The 17,801-nt window shown below is 42.7% G+C and carries 19 protein-coding genes; 8 read left to right on the forward strand and 11 right to left on the reverse strand.

Features of this window, described 5'->3' with window-relative positions:
* Positions 1 to 6: 6 nt before the first annotated feature.
* Positions 7 to 1,194: an MFS transporter gene (locus ACSFXN_RS19445; protein ID WP_300991895.1), complete on the reverse strand. Its 1,188-nt coding sequence runs from the start codon at positions 1,192 to 1,194 to the stop codon at positions 7 to 9.
* An 80-nt stretch (positions 1,195 to 1,274) separates the two neighbouring features.
* Between ACSFXN_RS19445 and ACSFXN_RS19450 the strand changes: the two genes are divergently transcribed.
* Positions 1,275 to 1,655: an OsmC family protein gene (locus tag ACSFXN_RS19450; RefSeq protein WP_437151857.1), complete on the forward strand. Its 381-nt coding sequence runs from the start codon at positions 1,275 to 1,277 to the stop codon at positions 1,653 to 1,655.
* Positions 1,656 to 1,986: 331 nt separating this feature from the next.
* Positions 1,987 to 2,181: an SE1561 family protein gene (locus ACSFXN_RS19455; protein ID WP_437151858.1), complete on the forward strand. Its 195-nt coding sequence runs from the start codon at positions 1,987 to 1,989 to the stop codon at positions 2,179 to 2,181.
* A 70-nt stretch (positions 2,182 to 2,251) separates the two neighbouring features.
* Here ACSFXN_RS19455 and ACSFXN_RS19460 read toward each other — a convergent pair whose 3' ends face one another.
* Both ACSFXN_RS19460 and ACSFXN_RS19465 read right to left on the reverse strand, forming a co-directional pair.
* A complete protein-coding gene (locus tag ACSFXN_RS19460; RefSeq protein ID WP_437151859.1) occupies positions 2,252 to 3,139 on the reverse strand; it encodes a YihY/virulence factor BrkB family protein in 888 nt (295 codons plus the stop codon).
* A 50-nt stretch (positions 3,140 to 3,189) separates the two neighbouring features.
* Positions 3,190 to 3,753, reverse strand: a complete 564-nt coding sequence (locus ACSFXN_RS19465; protein WP_301857672.1) for a YtxH domain-containing protein — start codon at positions 3,751 to 3,753, stop codon at positions 3,190 to 3,192.
* A gap of 195 nt (positions 3,754 to 3,948) precedes the next feature.
* Between ACSFXN_RS19465 and ACSFXN_RS19470 the strand changes: the two genes are divergently transcribed.
* Both ACSFXN_RS19470 and ACSFXN_RS19475 read left to right on the forward strand, forming a co-directional pair.
* Entirely contained in the window at positions 3,949 to 5,331 is a 1,383-nt protein-coding gene (locus ACSFXN_RS19470; RefSeq protein ID WP_437151860.1) for an alanine/glycine:cation symporter family protein, read from the forward strand.
* Between the two features lie 57 nt (positions 5,332 to 5,388).
* A complete protein-coding gene (locus ACSFXN_RS19475; RefSeq protein WP_437151861.1) occupies positions 5,389 to 5,610 on the forward strand; it encodes a DUF1128 domain-containing protein in 222 nt (73 codons plus the stop codon).
* A gap of 148 nt (positions 5,611 to 5,758) precedes the next feature.
* On the opposite strand, the gene ACSFXN_RS19480 is transcribed toward ACSFXN_RS19475, so the two are convergent.
* From ACSFXN_RS19480 to ACSFXN_RS19495, 4 genes are all read right to left on the reverse strand, one after another.
* A complete protein-coding gene (locus ACSFXN_RS19480) occupies positions 5,759 to 6,745 on the reverse strand; it encodes a class I SAM-dependent methyltransferase (RefSeq protein ID WP_437151862.1) in 987 nt (328 codons plus the stop codon).
* A complete protein-coding gene (locus tag ACSFXN_RS19485) occupies positions 6,742 to 8,049 on the reverse strand; it encodes an FAD-dependent oxidoreductase (RefSeq protein WP_437151863.1) in 1,308 nt (435 codons plus the stop codon). The genes ACSFXN_RS19480 and ACSFXN_RS19485 overlap by 4 nt, the downstream gene beginning before the upstream one ends.
* Before the next feature lie 194 nt (positions 8,050 to 8,243).
* Complete coding sequence (locus ACSFXN_RS19490) at positions 8,244 to 9,155, reverse strand: pseudouridine-5'-phosphate glycosidase (RefSeq protein WP_437151864.1); 912 nt, start codon at positions 9,153 to 9,155, stop codon at positions 8,244 to 8,246.
* The gene (locus tag ACSFXN_RS19495) at positions 9,152 to 10,246 is read right to left on the reverse strand and encodes a carbohydrate kinase family protein (RefSeq protein WP_437151865.1); all 1,095 of its coding nucleotides are present in this window, start codon (positions 10,244 to 10,246) and stop codon (positions 9,152 to 9,154) included. Before ACSFXN_RS19495 ends, ACSFXN_RS19490 begins: the two co-directional genes overlap by 4 nt.
* Positions 10,247 to 10,392: 146 nt before the next feature.
* On the opposite strand from ACSFXN_RS19495, the gene ACSFXN_RS19500 reads away from it, so the two are divergent.
* The 3 genes from ACSFXN_RS19500 to ACSFXN_RS19510 all read left to right on the forward strand — a co-directional run bounded on the left by ACSFXN_RS19500 (position 10,393) and on the right by ACSFXN_RS19510 (position 13,757).
* Positions 10,393 to 11,625 (forward strand): aminopeptidase, encoded by a 1,233-nt coding sequence (locus tag ACSFXN_RS19500; RefSeq protein WP_437151866.1) that lies wholly within the window; start codon positions 10,393 to 10,395, stop codon positions 11,623 to 11,625.
* A gap of 467 nt (positions 11,626 to 12,092) precedes the next feature.
* A complete protein-coding gene (gene mreBH / locus ACSFXN_RS19505) occupies positions 12,093 to 13,100 on the forward strand; it encodes a rod-share determining protein MreBH (protein ID WP_300991879.1) in 1,008 nt (335 codons plus the stop codon).
* A gap of 90 nt (positions 13,101 to 13,190) precedes the next feature.
* On the forward strand, positions 13,191 to 13,757 hold the full coding sequence (locus tag ACSFXN_RS19510; RefSeq protein ID WP_437151867.1) for a beta-class carbonic anhydrase: 567 nt from the start codon (positions 13,191 to 13,193) through the stop codon (positions 13,755 to 13,757).
* A gap of 79 nt (positions 13,758 to 13,836) precedes the next feature.
* Here ACSFXN_RS19510 and ACSFXN_RS19515 read toward each other — a convergent pair whose 3' ends face one another.
* The 3 genes from ACSFXN_RS19515 to ACSFXN_RS19525 all read right to left on the reverse strand — a co-directional run bounded on the left by ACSFXN_RS19515 (position 13,837) and on the right by ACSFXN_RS19525 (position 16,753).
* Positions 13,837 to 14,316, reverse strand: a complete 480-nt coding sequence (locus ACSFXN_RS19515; RefSeq protein WP_437151868.1) for a DinB family protein — start codon at positions 14,314 to 14,316, stop codon at positions 13,837 to 13,839.
* 84 nt (positions 14,317 to 14,400) lie between these two features.
* Positions 14,401 to 14,949: a GNAT family N-acetyltransferase gene (locus tag ACSFXN_RS19520; protein ID WP_437151869.1), complete on the reverse strand. Its 549-nt coding sequence runs from the start codon at positions 14,947 to 14,949 to the stop codon at positions 14,401 to 14,403.
* Positions 14,950 to 14,953: 4 nt separating this feature from the next.
* Positions 14,954 to 16,753: a M3 family oligoendopeptidase gene (locus ACSFXN_RS19525; protein WP_437151870.1), complete on the reverse strand. Its 1,800-nt coding sequence runs from the start codon at positions 16,751 to 16,753 to the stop codon at positions 14,954 to 14,956.
* Positions 16,754 to 16,970: 217 nt separating this feature from the next.
* Here ACSFXN_RS19525 and ACSFXN_RS19530 point away from each other — a divergent pair, with 217 nt between their 5' ends.
* Positions 16,971 to 17,690: a tryptophan-rich sensory protein gene (locus tag ACSFXN_RS19530; protein WP_437151871.1), complete on the forward strand. Its 720-nt coding sequence runs from the start codon at positions 16,971 to 16,973 to the stop codon at positions 17,688 to 17,690.
* Between the two features lie 30 nt (positions 17,691 to 17,720).
* Here ACSFXN_RS19530 and ACSFXN_RS19535 read toward each other — a convergent pair.
* Positions 17,721 to 17,801, reverse strand: an 81-nt coding sequence (locus tag ACSFXN_RS19535; protein WP_437150464.1) for an IS3 family transposase, incomplete at its 5' end; no start/stop codon positions are given.

Consider the following 17,801-nt stretch of genomic DNA (forward strand, 5'->3'; position numbering starts at 1 on the left):
GTGCTTTTATTCGAATTCAGCAACTTGTTCTTTTCCCCGTTCTCCCCGCAGCAAAATAATGAAGAAAAGCACGAGCAGCATAGCTGCAATCAATAGCAAAAAGCTTAAGCCGCCAGAATACTCGACAAAAAGCCCCCCTAAAAACGGTCCTGACAAACTGCCGATGCTAAAAGCGATGCCGCACAATAAATTCCCTGTCGGCAATAAATCCTTTGGCATCAAATCCGCCATATAGGAAATTCCTAAAGAAAACGTTGACCCTACAAACATTCCTGCCAAAGCAAAAAATGCCACGGTCAGCCATCCGTTCGATTCGAAAAAGCTGGCGGTCCCAAAAACGGCGGCGCCCCCTACTAACGCAACGAGCAGCACATTTCTTCTTCCTATCCGGTCACTTAGAGCTCCAAGCGGTAATTGTGTAGCGATGGCCCCCAATGAAAAAGCGGCCAGCATAATTGAAACCATACGGACATCAATTTCTTGGCGCAGCGCATATACCGGATAAATTGCGTTTAGAGAAGCCTCCAGAAAGCCGTATCCAAGCGGAGGCAAAAACGCGACCCAGGCAATTACAAGGGCAGTTTTGAATCGCCCAAGAGTTCCCTTTTCTGACATGCCTCCCGCAGTCATTTGCGGGTAATCGTTTTTCAGCAAAAAGACCAGTGACCAGGCAATTAAGCATAAAATTCCCGACACGATAAACGGAAGTGCTTCAAAAATTTCAACGAGCGGCACAAAAAGCGGCCCGGCACCGAAGCCAACGCTAAATGACATGCCATAGATTGCAATATTCCGCCCCAGCCGATGCTGCGGAGAAAAACTGGTGATCCAAGTCTGAGTTGAAAAATGCAGCGCCTGATCACCAATGCCAATCAATACCCGCAGCACGAACCAAAACAGTACACTTTTCCAGAGCGGAAACAATAACAGAGAGGCAATCACCAATCCGCCCCCAAATAAAATTAGCGGTTTATAGCCAAACCTGCGCAATTGCGGTTCCATAAAAGGGGCAACCACCAACGTTCCTATGTATAAACCGGTAGCACTTAAACCATTTAAAGCTGATGATACGCCGTCTTGTTCAAAAATAATGGCAATTAGCGGCAACAGCATCCCTTGTGAAAAACCGGATATTGAGACGATTGCAACCAAAATCCAAAACCGGGCACGCTCGCTTTTTAAGAAAATCTTCATCTGTACCTCCTGCGCAAGCTCGTTCTTTTTTACTTTCAATGGAATTCAGATACAATTTTAACATAAGGAGGCGTCATTCGATGAAATTTTTGATGAATGAAAACGGCTTTACAGGAAATTTGCCATATGGGGAATTATTAGTGTCAAGCAATGAAGAATACGGCTTCCGTCCCTATCAGCTGCTCGTGTCTTCTTTAGCCGTGTGCAGCGGTGGAGTGATGCGGAAAGTTTTGGAGAGAATGCGGATGCCTGCAGAAGATATTCAAATCGATGTGAAAGAAATAGTACGCATTGAAGAAGAAGCGAACCTGGTTTCCAAAGTACATTTGCATTTCACTTTAAAAGGCAAGATTGATCCTGCTAAAATGCCGCGCGTGATGGAATTGACCCGCAAGAATTGTTCCATGGTCCGTTCGGTGGAACATTCAATCGAAATTATTGAAAGTTATGAAGTCCTTTAAAACACAAATAAGGCTCAGTCCGTATCTAATTTCAGATTCCGGCTGAGCCTCTAGGTTTTAGCAATATCCGTTTGAATTTTCATAATTCGATTTCTTCGGCTTAAAACGCCGGTGAAATATTCGAACAACCTCCTTTTTATTCCTACAGTGATTGGTTTTGGCGCTTCACTAATGCCTCCCCTCTCTATTGATTAAAGTCAGCTTAACATAAGATTTACATTAAGTAAATATTTAAAACATTCCAAATGTTGAAATCGCTCTTTTTACCCAGATTTTATTGTATTCTTCTCTGTTTTCAGCTACCATTAACATGCGAAAAGAGGTGTTTCGAATGGGCAAATCCATTACGAATAAAGAACAGCAAGTAAAATACATGAAACAACGCTTAAATATGTTTTTGGAAGTGTTGGATGCTATTGAACCAGAAAATACCGAGTTAGAAGATATTGATCGCCTTATCGCCATGGTTGATGAACTGGACGATAAAATGCAGCAATTCAAAGCACGCCCGAATGAAGAAGAATAACATGCATAAAGAAAACGATCCATGTCAGCGAGTTTGCTGACATGGATCGTTTTTTGCTTACAATAGGCCTTTAACGCTTCACTAGCCACCTGCGCTTACTTTTCTTCGTCGCAATCATATCTATACGCCCTTGCATAACCGCATTGATCTGCCCTCCTATTAACAGGAGCATGGCCGATATATACAACCAAAGCATCAAGATGATGATTCCTCCGATACTGCCGTAAGTTGCTGAAAAATTGCCGAAATTATTAATATACATGGAAAAGGCGTACGAGATGATCAGCCAGCCTACTGTTGTGAAGGCGGCCCCAGTCATAACGCTTCTGACATCCAGCTTGATGTTGGGTGCTACCCAATAAATTACTGAACACACCCCGAAAATAATCAGTGGCGGTATAGTAAAACGAATGGTAGCCCATAACTCCAGAAAGCCTTCTTCCAATCCAAGGAAAGTGAAAATAAAAAGACCGATTTGCCGTCCGAAAATTGGAAGAACAAGTGCCACGATTAAGATAAAGATGAATAGTAACGTAGAAATGATCGACATTCCCCGTGCTATCAGCAAAGGCCGGTTTTCTTCCACACCATATGAAAAATTCAATGATTTAATAAGTGCATCCATGCCAAGGCTCGCCGACCAAATAGTAGCGATAATACCAAAAGACAAAAGACCTCCATTTTGATTGGTCAATATTTCTTTTAGCGTCTCTTCAATAATCGTATACACTTCGATTGGAGCTATTTCTTTCATGAAACTGTAGATTTGATCTTCCGACAAATTTAAATAAGGCAATAAAGTGACTATGAAAATCAAAAGCGGGAATATCGACAACAGGAAAAAGAACGCCAATTGCGCTCCTAGTCCTGTTACATCTATATCTTTGACACGTTTAATTAATTCTTTTAAAAAACCTTTTCCGGTTGTTACATCATGGCTTACCGCCAGATTATGCAACCGTTCCTCTGGCTCTGTTATTTTGTCTTTATTCCCTGTTTCTATTGGAATTAGACCTTTTTTGAAGAGTTCGTGCCAGAGTAATTTGAACTTGACGTATTTCCAGAAGTTGATCCTTTATTCGTGCCAGAAGTCGATCCAGTTCTTGAGCCGGTTGTAGACCCTGAATTAGATCCTGAGCTGCTTCCAGAACCAGATGATGATGAATCACTGCCTTCTGTCAAAGATGAAGTACCAGATGGGCTGTCTTCTTTCAATGCAGACAGTACATCATCTTTCGAGTCGACTACTGCATCTTTTGTGTCAACAAATGCTTCTTTTGTTTCCATTGCCAATTCTTTGACCTGTGGAGTCAAATCTTTCAACTCATTCACTTTTTCCCCTACATAAGAAGCGTCTTCTGAAATTCGTGAATAGATATTTTGAACTCTTTCTGTCTGCTGCTGTACAGCAGACACTAATTCTTTTCTATTTTGAGCATAATATTGAGCACTGCTGCCCACTTTTTTCGATTTATTCATTACGTCATTTCGTGTATTGCGGTCAAATAAAGATACGATCACTCCAACCGCAGCTCCCATAAGTAATCCTGTTAATAGTTTGTTTTGGCTCATCCTGAATTCCTCCCAATAATTGTAGTACTTGCGTCTCTTTTGGATTTTTCCCTAATCTCCAGAAATTTAAACACTAAGTAAATTTTATTTTTCAAAAAACCCTTGACTCTTTGGTTAATATTTCGGAATATTGAATCTAAAGGTGGTGAACAAAGGGGAAGTATCAAAAAATTATACATACAAAGGGGAAATACGATGGAGAGACTAGAATCAATTTTAAGCAGCATCAGCAGTTTTGTATGGGGTCCACCGCTTTTAGTATTATTGGTAGGGACAGGGATTTATTTAACGATTCGTTTAGGTCTTTTACAAGTACGATTATTGCCTTATGCGTTAAAACTTGTGTTCACCAAAAATCAAGACACTAAGTCAGAAGGAGACATCAGCCATTTCCAGGCGCTGTCAACCGCTCTGGCAGCGACTGTTGGAACAGGTAATATCGTCGGGGTTGCAACAGCCGTTATTTTGGGTGGTCCGGGAGCTGTATTCTGGATGTGGATGTCCGCATTTTTCGGCATGGCTACCAAATACGGAGAAGCGGTGCTGGCAGTAAAATACCGCGTAGTTGATGCCAGAGGATTGATGGCTGGCGGACCAATGTATTATTTGGAGCACGGCCTGAAACAAAAATGGCTAGGGGTGTCATTTGCCGTTTTCGGTTCGATTGCTGCATTCGGCATTGGCAATGGAACTCAATCAAATTCAGTAGCAGCAGTGGTTCGGGATACATTTAATGTACCTACATGGATCACAGGCATTATCTTAACCGTTTTCGCTGCATCAGTCATTTTGGGCGGCATTACGACAATCGGAAAAGTCACTTCTTATTTTGTTCCGTTCATGGCATTGTTTTACATTATTGCCGGAGCTATTATCATGATTACAAATGTCGAATTAATTTTACCGGCCATCGGCACTATTCTTAGTTCGGCCTTTACTGGCGAAGCAGCTGTAGGTGGTGCAATAGGGGCCGCTATACGCTACGGGGTTGCGCGTGGGGTGTTCTCCAACGAAGCGGGCCTCGGCTCGGCACCAATTGCGGCAGCAGCGGCTAAAACCGATATGCCCGGCCGCCAGGCTCTCGTTTCCATGACACAGGTATTCATTGATACATTGATCATCTGCTCCATTACAGGCATCACCATTGTTATGTCCGGCCTTTACACAGATAAATCTCTGGAAGGTTCTGCACTGACAACGGCGGCTTTTGAACAGTTTTTAGGACCGGCTGGACCGATTGTTGTTGCAATTGGATTAATTTTCTTCGCTTCTTCCACCATCATTGGCTGGTCGTATTACGGAGAGAAATGTTTCCAGTATTTATTTAAAAACCCTAGCCTCTTGATTGTGTACCGCGTTGCCTTTATTGCAGTCGTGTTCATCGGGGCAACGGTTTCGCTCGATGTGGTCTGGATGTTCTCTGATATCATGAACGGTTTAATGGCTCTTCCGAACTTAATCGGACTTCTCGGTTTATCGGGTGTCATCGCTTTGGAAACAAAACGGATCGTTTCAAAAATCAAAGAAGAAAAAGCACAAGTGATTGCCGACAAAGAAGCGGCACGAGCTGGCAATTGACTTTTATTTTGAACAGTGAAATGATGAGTTATACCCTTCGAAAGGCAGGAATCCATCATGGACCTATCAAAACCGTCAAATGAAAACGTCTCGTTTATGATCGAAGAAATAAAAGCGAAGTTGCGCATGGTCAATGCCGACGCGATGAAGCCGGAACATTTCAACTCATCGAAATACGAAGACTTGAAAGAACTGTATGAAATGGTCGCAAGCCGCGACAGCATCACACCAAACGAAATGCAGGCAATCGCGCAGGAACTCGGTTCATTGCGCCAATAATAAAACACCTTGGCATTCAGATTTTTCTGGAATGCCAAGGTGTTTTTCTATATTTTTGAATCTTTGCAGTCGCTTCGGTCTTTCCGGGAATGGCAAAGAACGCCATTTCCGGAAGACCTCCAGCGCTTGTCGGAGCTGATCAGGCGCTTCAGCTTTTCTTTTGATATTGCACAATGTACCAGCCGCCTTCTTTGATGACGGTTCGGATGCCAAGCATGGCGAGTCCTGCTTCTTCTCCCCATTCTTTGAGTTCCTGTCTAGTCGGCAACCGGTATAAATTATCAAAAGAGGAGAAAAAACTATTGAAGACGTTGGCAAATGGAGGATCATCGCTGGTTCCGGCAATTGGCGTCACAATTGATAGAACTCCATCATCTTCCAGCCAACTGCCCAGTTCGGTGAATAAGGCTTGCCGTTCTTCCAGATCGATATAGTGGATGACATTGTTCATCATAACCATGTCCTGGAGTTTTTGTGGTTTGTAATGCCACAAGTCTGCATTTTCTATTACGATATTGTCATTGTCTGCAATCAGCTTTTTAGCAGTTTCTGCTACTGTAGGACTGATTTCAATTCCAGTAAATTGAGTATCCGGGAAGCGGTCTGCCAATTTCTTAATGTACCCTGCTTCTCCGCAGCCGATATCGAGTACTGTTCTGCTTTTGTTCCCCCTGATCATTTTGGACATTTTAGGCATCGCCAATACTTCCAGCAATCGGCTGGTTTCCGCTACTGTCGGTGCATGTTTTTCTTCATCGAAATGGCGGCGGTTCTGTTTCCTCATCATTTCCGGATAGCTGAGAAGCGTGGGAATATGCAGTTCCATCATTTCTTTCAGCAATACCCCTGAAGAATTATGGCCTTTCGGTTTTGGCAGCTTCCAAGCATTCCATGTTTTATAGCGCCCTCTTCCAGCTTCTTTCAAATGCCCGATTGAGACGCCTACATTGACCCATTGGTTCAGCAGTTCTTCATCCAATTGCAGCGCATCTGCTACATCAAATTTTGTCACTGGGCGCTCAAACGCTTTAAACAAATCCAGTTCATATCCCACATAAGCATGCCAGCTATACAAAAACGGTTCGTTGCGTTTCATGTACATCCGGGCCTTAAACATTTTCATCACATCTATCATAAAAGTCCCTCCACTTTCCACGGATAATCTTCTTCTCTGGTAAAATATTTCAATTCTTTTGTATCTGAGGTTAAATCTCTGCTCCGCACAGGCATGAATCCTCCTTGAATAAACCGGTCACGGACATTTTCTTTCCACATGCCCAGACCCGAAACATTGAGCATTTGCTTGAAATGAAGAATCGGGTCTTCTTCCATCCGTTCAACGGTCTTTTTCCGGAGATAGCTGACCGTGCGGAAAGGAAACGAATAGGCAAGAGCTGACAAATGGCTAAGCTGCAGCACATGTTCTGCTCTTTTGTAGCGCACTTTTTCATACCACAATAAATTTTCAGGCTGCCGATTCCCGGAATCCATCATATCGGCCAAAAGTTCACCGAGGATATCGGCATCTTGGATGGCCATATTCATGCCTTCACCAGCCATTGGGTGAACTGCGTGTGCAGCGTCTCCAATAATGGCTTTATTGCCTTTTATATAGGCAGGGGCATGGAACATGACTGGAATCATCAGCTGAATTTTCTTCCAGTCTTTCAGCTGCTGAACATAGCCATCAAGAGAAGGCGCCAAATCGGTGTAAAGTTTATGGAAATGGCTGATCGGTTTTTCTTTCAATTGCTGATAATCTCCTTCCGGAATCAAGTACACACTTCGCACCAGATTATCAGGCAATGGAAACAAGCCTAAGAACCTGTTGTATGTAGAAATGATTTGTCCATCTCTGAAATTTTCAGGCCTCGGAAACGTCACGGTTAAAAAATGATGATTGTAGGCGCTTTGATTTATTTCGATGCCCATCGCTTTACGAGTGATGGAAGCCCGGCCTTCCGCACCGATGAAATAATCGGCCTGTACTTCTATTTGTTCTTTGCCTTTTCGCAACAGGGCTTTATCTTCAGTAACTTTTTTGCACGTTGTTCCTCCTAAATAATGAAAGTTGGAAAAGTGTGAGGCAGCTCCGAGAATAATTGATTTCAACTCTTCATGATGCGCCATATAAGCGGCATTGTATTTTCCCGGCAATACACTGTAGTCAAGAAATGACTGGTCCCGAACAGCCAGTGTACTCGACAGTTCCAGCATATCAAGTACCTTTATTTCATTGGCGCGTTCCTTAATCTCCTCAAAAAGTCCAAGTCCGTCAAAAATCTGCATGCTTTTAGGCTGCAGCAATTCACCTTTATAAGCCGGAGTATGGGAAGCCAGACGTTCAGCAATGACAACATCCACTCCGCGCTGTGCCAGCTTCAGCGCCAGCGTCAAACCGCCGACTCCTCCGCCGCTTATGAACACATCTGTTTTCATGAGTTTCAGCTCCTTATTTCTGTTTACCCGCAAGTCAAGGGCAGGAAAACCTTCTTCTACAGGCATAAAAAAAGAAGCCCTCAAATATTGAGAACTTCTTCTTGTCCACTATTCATTTCTCCTAGGAAAACCTCTGACTGCTTCAATTAACAAACCGCGGGGATAAAACATCCCCGCGGTTTAAAGTGTCTCTATTAAAGTTTGTTGTATGCTACAGCTAGCTTCGCGCCGACTTCAGCGTTGTGTTTCACTAATTCGATGTTCGCCACTAGACTTGTGCCTTCAGTCAACTCTTTCACTTTTCCAAGAAGGAAAGGCGTTGTTTCTTTACCTGCAATGCCGTTTTCTTTAGCCTCAGACATTGCTTGGTCGATGATGCCGTTAATGAAGGATTCTTCAAGAGCATGCTCTGCAGGAATCGGGTTGGCAACAACTGCTCCGCCTTTAAGTCCAAGATCCCATTTCGCTTTCAACACTTTTGCCAATGTGTCAACGTCATCCGCACGGAAAGTCAAATCAAATTCGCTTGACTGCGTGTAGAATGCTGGCATTTTATCTGTTTTATAACCGATAACCGGTACGCCTTTTGTTTCAAGGAATTCCAATGTCAAACCGATATCTAAAATTGATTTTGCTCCAGCGCATACAACCGCTACTCCAGTAGTTGCCAACTCTTCAAGGTCAGCAGAAATGTCCATTGTAGTTTCTGCACCACGGTGAACGCCGCCAATGCCGCCTGTTGCAAATACGCGGATTCCTGCCAGTTCTGCACAAATCATTGTGGCTGCAACAGTAGTAGCTCCAATTTTACGTGTCGCAATCAACTGGCCAAGGTCACGGCGTGAAACTTTTGCTACGTCCGGGCTATTGCCGAGGAGTTCAAGCTCTTCATCGGACAAACCAATTTTGATTTTGCCATCCATAATGGCGATTGTAGCTGGTACCGCTCCGTTATCACGGATAATTTGTTCAACGATGCGTGCAGTTTCGACGTTTTGCGGGTAAGGCATGCCATGGGAAATGATGGTAGATTCCAGCGCCACGATTGGCTGGTTGTTGTCCATTGCTTGTTGTACTTCTGTTGAATAAGTAATCATTGAGTTCATATAAGTTCCTCCAGTTCATTTTGTAATTGCATTGCCGATAATTCGGTTCTTACTGTTGCTTCGCTTTGCAGCGTCTTGGCTGCATTGACCAGCCCCGTTTGAATAATTTTTTCAAACGGATGGCCTTTTAAATAACTATGGATGATGCCGCTGGAAAAAGCGTCTCCCGCTCCTGTAACATCGAGCAGTTCAGGAACACTGATGGCAGCAAATTGGCTGACCTGTTCCCGGTTCCCAGCCATTGCACCATCTTTGCCGCCGGTAATTACCACATTTTCCGCTCCATGTTCCAATAAGCGAGTAATCGCATCCTGCCAAGTTTCCTCGGAGTCTATCGTAATGTCTAAAAAGCGCTCCGCTTCTCCCCGGTTTAAGATCAGCCAAGTAATACCCGACAAATCTTTTTCAAGCCGGTCGATTTTGGGAGTTGAAACAGGAATGACAGCGAGCGGAATGTCTCTGGCCTTTGCCAGTTCTCGCACATACTGGACCGTTTCTTTTGGACAGTTCAAATCGATGACCAGAAAAGCCGCTGTCAATAAAGCCGGTTCATTGCGTTTGACATAGTCCACTGTCAAAGAATCATAGATGGCCATGTCGGCCATTGCCAAAATCATCTCTCCATCCGGCTCTAATATTGCGGTGTAAGTGCCGGTTGAGAATTCATTATGGGTTATGGTCAAATCGGTATCCATGAAAGGAGACGAATTTTCCTCAATCAATTTCCACTCCTGGTCATTCCCAGCAATGGACATCAGCTTTACGCGGTGCCCCATCCTTCCTAAGTTCTCCGCAACGTTCCGCGCGACTCCGCCGATGCTGACAGAAACTGAAGCCGGATTGGAAGTGCCCATTTGAGCCGCCTTATCGAGCCAGAATTTTCGGTCGACATTGGCGCCGCCGATGCAAACAACTGTCCCTTCTTCCGGAAGTATGTATGCACGGCCAGCAATCTTCCCTTGCCGAATGAGACCTGATATCAAGTTAGCTAAAGAAGGACGGGACATTTTCAGAGAATCCGCCATTTCCTGCTGAGACAGATAAGGGTTTTTCTTGATCAAGGCGATAACTTCCTGCTCTTTTTTATTCATTTCCCCACCTCCTCTTTGAACATTTGTTTAAATCATAAACTTTTATAATAAAAAATGCAAGTAAATAATACTGTGATTTTCTGCCTAAAGATTGCATAGGCTGACTGAAAATTGCTACTATATTAATGATGAGAGGGGAGATTTATTTGACAACTTTTGATGAAAAATTAGCCCGCTATGCCGATTTAGCTGTAAACGTGGGCATCAATATTCAGCCTGGTCAGCCGCTTTATATCAATGCAACTCTTGATGCTGCACCTTTGGTACGATTGATTGCAAAAAAAGCTTATGAAGCGGGAGCAAAACAAGTTCACGTGGATTGGAGCGATGATGAAATAACCCGTCTTCGCTTTGAATTAGCTCCGGAAGACTCGTTTTCTGAGTTTCCAGTATGGAAAGTACAAGAGCGTGAATTGCTTGCAGATCAAGGGGCTGCCTTTATCAGCATCATGTCTCAAAGCCCGGACCTCTTAAAAGGCATCGACTCTAAGCGTATTGCCGCTTTCCAAAAAGCAACCGGTACTGCTTTAAGCAAATATCGCCAGTATGTCCAATCGGACAAAATCAGCTGGACTGTCCTGGCTTCTCCTTCTAAAGCATGGGCTGCAAAAGTATTCCCTGAGCTTCCGGAAGAACAGCAAGTGGACGCTTTATGGGAAGCGATTTTCAAAGCGGTGCGTGCCGATTTGGACAACCCTGTTCAGGAATGGCTTAACCATGATGAAAAGCTACATACCAAAGTCGATTATTTAAACAATAAAAAATACGCGAAGCTTCATTACACAGCACCGAATACCGACTTGGAAGTCGCTCTTCCAAAAGGGCATTTATGGTGCGGAGCCGGATCTGTGAATGAAAAAGGACATACCTTCATGGCAAATATGCCGACTGAGGAAGTGTTTACAGTGCCTGACAAAACAGGGGTCAACGGTGTTGTAGCCAGTACAAAACCATTGAGTTACGGCGGCAATATCATTGATGATTTCAGGATTACTTTCGAAAACGGAAAAATTGTTGAGGTCATTGCTGGACAAGGCGAAGAAGTTTTGAAAGAATTGGTCGCAACTGATGAAGGATCCCATTATTTAGGAGAAGTTGCGCTCGTGCCCCACCAGTCACCTATTTCAGCTTCGAACATTTTGTTCTATAACACCTTGTTTGACGAAAACGCATCTAACCATTTTGCTATTGGCAGTGCTTATGCATTTTGCATCGAAGGCGGCAAAACAATGTCCAAAGAAGAATTAGCAGCGCACGGATTAAACCAAAGCATTACGCACGTAGACTTTATGGTTGGTTCAGACGAAATGGACATTGACGGTATTTTAGATGATGGCACTCGAGAGCCGATTTTCAGAGCTGGAAATTGGGCTTTTTAAGTATCATTATTTCGACACTTAATTTCTACTCGACTTTCATGTATAATGAAATTTGATGATTACAGATATGAAAGGAGTTTTCATTATGTTAGAAGGCATTACGATAGTTCTAGGGTTCATGGTTGTCATTTTCTTGCTCTTCTTCACATTGTTGCACTACTTGGGCAAGGAGCTTCACGTACACGATGCGGAGCACGTTGATCCACTACCGAAAAAGAAATATTAAAAAAAACCGTTCTCTAATTTTAGAGAACGGTTTTTAATATGCTAATACGGATATTTTAATATAATTCTGTTTCATTTTCTTTAAAAAATAATGATATAGTAAATCTTTTTACCTGTTTTTTGTAATTTCCACATACAATAGACCTTTCTAAGGTATCATTTTCATATCAGGTACTTTTTACATTGTTTTTTACATGGTAAAATGCAGAGTGGTAGTCGTTTATAATAGGAGGAGTTTAGGCATGTTTTCTTCAACAGATATCGGAATTGATCTAGGAACAGCAAATATTTTAGTATATACAAAATCAAAAGGCATTATATTGAATGAACCTTCAGTTGTAGCATTGGACACGAAGACAGGGAAGGTAATTGCTATTGGTGAAGATGCCAAAGCAATGATCGGCAAAACGCCAAGCTCAATCCGGATCGTACGTCCGTTAAAAGAAGGCGTTATTGCAGATTTTGACGTTACCACTGAATTATTGAGATTAGTTATGCAAAAAGCAGCAAAACAAATGGGTGGATCTTTACGCAAACCGAATGTAATGATTTGCACTCCTTGTGGAGCCACATCTGTTGAACGACGTGCAATTCTTGATGCAGTTAAGCAAAGCGGAGCGAAAAGCGTTCATTTGATTGAAGAGCCCGTTGCTGCTGCAATTGGAGCAGATCTTCCTGTCAGCGAACCGATTGCCAGTGTAATTGTAGACATCGGCGGTGGGACCACTGAAGTTGGAATCATCTCATTTGGCGGAGTTGTTTCAGCAAATACAGTGAAAGTTGCAGGAGACCGGATGGATGAGGACATCATCCAATACGTCCGCAAACATTACAATGTATTGATCGGTGAACCTACTGCAGAAAACATAAAAAAAGAAATCGGCTACGCGTTGATTACGCATAAAGAGGAAACGATGGAAATTCGCGGCCGTGATATTATGACCGGATTACCGAAAATCGTTAATTTGACATCTACTGAAATTCAGGAAACATTAAAAGAATCTTTGCTTGCCATTTTGGAATGCATTCGTGCAACACTCGAAAATTGCCCGGCGGAACTGTCCGGCGATATCGTAGACCAAGGAGTTGTAATTTCCGGAGGCGGTGCTTTGCTTAAAGGAATGCAGCAATGGCTGTCAGAAGAAATTTCAGTGCCCGTCCATATTGCACCACAGCCGCTTGAATCTGTCGCAGTCGGTACAGGAAAGTCACTTGTAATGCTTAATAAATTGGATAAAATCGCACGTTAATCTAGATAGCTCGGAGGCAATATGCTTCTGGGCTGTTTTTTTCAGTAAAAAGTATTATGATAAGAATAGATTTCTGAAGGAGGAACCGCCATGACCAGATTAGAAGAAATTTTAGAGTACAATGAGTCGTTTGTGAATAATAAAGAATACGAAAAGTACATCACTACGAAATTCCCTGATAAAAAAATTGTCATTCTCACTTGTATGGATACCCGACTTCTCGAAATGCTGCCAAAAGCGATGAATTTAAAAAATGGCGATGCGAAGATTGTAAAAAGCGCTGGCGCCGTGATCAACCATCCTTTCGGAGGAATTATGCGCAGTCTGTTTGTAGCTGTCTATGAGCTGAATGCAGAGGAAATTTACATAATCGGCCATCATGACTGTGGAATGGCCGCTATCGATCCTACCACCATTTTAGCTAAAATGAAAGCTCGTGGAATAGATGAAAAAACAATTGAACAAATGGAATATTCCGGAGTTAATCTCGAAGAGTGGCTCCGTGGATTCGACGATGTTACAGAAAGTGTCCGACATGGGGTAAATATGGTCAAGAACCATCCGCTAATGGATAGTAAAGTGCCGGTTCACGGCCTGGTCATCGACCCTACAACCGGAAAGCTTGAAATTATCGTCGATGGAAACGAAAACCGCTGAGAAATTTCTCAGCGGTTTTTTTCATTCAAACGATTCGGTGCTTGCATTCAGCAGCGCAGTTATATTAAAGGATTACTGGCTAGCGCCTTTTTTTGAAATATAAATAATCGAGCGCGATTCCTTCCTTACCGAATTGGCGCAGAAAAGATGTTACTTGCCCTCTATGGTAAGTCCCATGGTTAATGATAGTGAACAGCATTTCATCACGTGTATTCTCGAAATCATCACCGCGTAAATTTTTGAATTTCAACGGCTCCTGCCATTGTTCTTCTGACAGCGAGGACATGTACAGCTCCATCTCAGCATGCAATAGCATAAAGGCTTCAATTGCTTTTTCAGTTGTCGACACATCAAAATATTCAAATGCCGGGCTCTCTGTTCCAATCATCCGAAGCAGCCATAGTTTTTCCACACCAATCACATGCTCCATTGTTTTTTCAATCGAAGAAAAGGAATTTTGCCCTTCCCTCTGGTAAAGCTCTTGACCAAAAGTCCCAACATGGCGAAGGCATTCAAGAGTAGCCCATTGATGATAGGAAAATAGCTTATTTCTATCCATAGTTTATCTTCCCTCTCTTTGCTTCTATTCAAAAAACCATCTGGCAACTGATTTCCACCATTTTTTATAGGCGGCCTTGCCCTTTCAAAATTCACCTTCCAATAACGCATATTGAAAGTGGTCTTCCCATACTCCATTAATATACAGGAATTCTCGCAACAACCCTTCTTTTAGAAAGCTGGATTTTTCCAATACACGAATCGAGCCAATATTTCTTGGGGACACATAAGCTTCAATCCGATGGAGATGGAGTTGTTCAAACCCAAAAGCTACGACTAGCTGGACCGCTTCTGTGGCGATCCCTTTGCCGATACATGCTTGATCGATAGAATAGCCGACCAGCGCACTGAGGAAAGGAAGGCGTTTGATACCATATATTGAAATATGGCCAATCATTTTATTAGATTCATGCTCAAATATCCCAAAACTGTATTCACGGTTTTCTCTTGCTTGATAAATTGATTCCCTTATTTTTTCCCGCTGAACCATGGCAGTAAAATAACTGTCTTGATGGCGCGGCTCATAGACAGCCCAATACTCCCGGTTGCGCACCAAAAGTTGTACCATCTCTTCCGCGTCATCAACTGTTAAATTCCGAATATAACATGTATTCCCTTCAAAAGTTAAATTCATAGCATTATTCCACAGAAGAAACGAGCGCATTAAATTCTTCAGCATCTTTTACACATAAAGCAATTCCTTTTTCCCAGAACGCTTCTTGTGTGATGTCTTCATCCAAATGCTTCAGCGCTAAATCTTCAGCTGTCATAATCGCTGTATCACGAAGTAATGCTGTGTACTTTTCTTCAAAACCACTGCCTTCTTCTAAAGCTTTTGCATAAATGCTCAGCGAGAACAAATACCCGAAAGTGTAAGGGAAGTTATAAAACGGTACATCAGTAATGTAAAAATGGAGTTTTGACGCCCAGAAATGTGGGTGCGTTGATTTTAATCCTCCAGCAAACCCTTCTTTTTGCGCATCTTCCATCAATTCATTCAGCCTGGCAGATGAAACAACTCCTTTTTTCCGTTCCTCGTAAAGTCGGGTTTCAAACAAGAAACGTGCATGGATATTCATAAAGAAAGCTACGCTTCGCTGTAATTTATCTTCAAGCAATGCGATTTTCTCTTCTTTTGCTTGAGCATTTTTAACTGCAGCATCGGCAACAATCATTTCTGCAAATGTTGAAGCTGTTTCGGCTACATTCATTGCATATGAACGGTTCAACGGGTGGACAGGACGCAAGGCATAAGTATGGAAAGCATGGCCCAGCTCATGCGCTAATGTTGCTACATTGGACATTGTCCCGCTGTAAGTCATGAAAATTCGGGATTCGTCTGTCATCGGAAGTCCTGTGCAGAAACCGCCTGGACGCTTATTCGGCCGGTCCTCCGCTTCAATCCAGCCTTTTTCAAATGCTTGAACAGCAAATTGCTGGAGTTCCGGACCAAATTTTCCAAAATGCTCTAATATGAATTCCGCTCCTTCCTGATAGGAAAAATGCTGTGTACTTTCAGTTACAGGAGCATCAACATCAAACCAATCCAATCCATCTTTTCCAAGAATCTCGGCTTTTTTGTTCAAGTAATTGACAAAAGGCTGCTTGTTTTTGCTGATGGCGCCCCACATGGCATCCAATGTTTCTTGTTTCATGCGATTGATGTGAAGCGGCTCTTGGAGAACACTTTCCCATCCGCGTTTTTTATATACTTCCAAACGGAATCCGGCAATCGAATTCAGCGTCTTCGCAAAAAACTCCTCTTTTTCAGTCCAAGCTTCTTCCAGTTTTTCGTATGACTGCTGTCGGACAGCTGCTTCAGCATGTGAACTTAAATTATTGGCTTGGCCAACAGAAAGAATTTTTTCTTCCCCTTCAATGATCATTTTTATTTTGATATCTCCGACGAGCATATCATAGAGCTGGCTCCAGCCGTGGTAACCATCTGTACTAAGCGAGGTGATGATATTTTCTTCTTTTTCAGATAGCAGCATATTTGCTTCTTTTCGCCATTCGTTCAGCACGAAGCTGAAGTCTTTCAAGGATTCAGTCGCAAGAAGCTCATTCCAGACACTGTCTTCGGCTTTCGCTAATTGCTGCTGGATTTTTTGAAGCGAAGTCTGAAATTCAGCATTCAGTGCGGATGCTTCACTCTGCAAAATTGCCGCTTTTTTATCTTCTGTATTTTGAGCCATCAAACAGCCGATAAATGATCCCGCTTGGTTCAATTGCTGCATGACTTTTTTGGCTTGTTCCAGCAGGTCTACAATCCGTGAAGCATCTTCTAAAGAAGCTGGCACTTCAAAGCTTTGGGACATTCCTTCAAATTCCTTTAAGGCAGATTCTGTGGTGGCTATATGTATGCGCAAATCTTTTGAATCGCTTCCCCCTGGGAAAAGCACATCTAAATCCCATACTTCCGGAAATTTCACCGTCATTGTGTTACCCCCTGGTAAACTAAATTTTCTAAAAACACTTATTAGTATATCATTTTTATTCGGCAGGCGGAACAAATGAACGGACTCCCACTATTCAATATTTTGCGGAAAAGTGTCCGACATTTCACAAATTCCCTTTTATTTCAATTTTCTTGGAAATTGCAGTTTGTTGTACTAAACAAGGACAGGTATACTTAAAGAAGAGGAGGGATTTCTTATGTTTCGGATACTGCTGATGACGATTGCTTTTATAGCTGTCATCATTGTCAATGCTTTGGCAAATATTCTACCACTCAATGGCCAGACAACTGGGGAAATTTCTAATCGGGTTCCTGTACTGTTCACACCTGCTGGTTATGTATTCTCAATCTGGTCACTTATTTACATACTGCTTGCTATCTGGATTATCGGTTTTTGGGTGCGCCTGAAAAAAGGACAAGTTCCCTCAACTAAAATAGCCCTATTCTTCGCTTTAAGTGCCCTTTTTAATATTATTTGGCTGTTTCTTTGGCATTACGAGTTTTTCGGATCGTCGATTATTGCAATGATCGGATACCTGCTTTCTTTAATTGGGCTTTACCTTCAATATGGCAATGAAGAAAGAAGCATTATGGAACGTTTTCCAATTTCGATTAATTTAGGGTGGATCAGTATAGCCACCATTGCCAATATCAGTTTTGTGCTCACCTACTATAACTGGGGCGGCTGGGGACTGAGCGATCAGCTCTGGGCCGTCATCATGCTGACAATCGCCACAGCGCTGGCACTTCATATCCGGTTCCATTATTCCGATGTTCCATATGCATTGGTGTTCATCTGGGCATTTGTCGGAATTGCAGTAAAACATGGAACCGATGAATTGCTTCTCACCACGGCTTCCTTGTTTTTATGTGGTGTGATTTTAACTGGAATCTTATTAATTAAAAAAAGACCCTAAGGTAGTGACCCCTTAAAGTTAGAGTTTCAATTATGCAGCTGATTGGCTGGCATGAATCCGGTAGTTCACCGGGCTCATGCCGGCCAATTTTTGTTTGATGCGTTCATGGTT

This window comes from Planococcus sp. 1R117A (assembly GCF_051417975.1).
In the GTDB taxonomy this organism is placed as follows: Bacteria; Bacillota; Bacilli; order Bacillales_A; family Planococcaceae; genus Planococcus; species Planococcus shenhongbingii.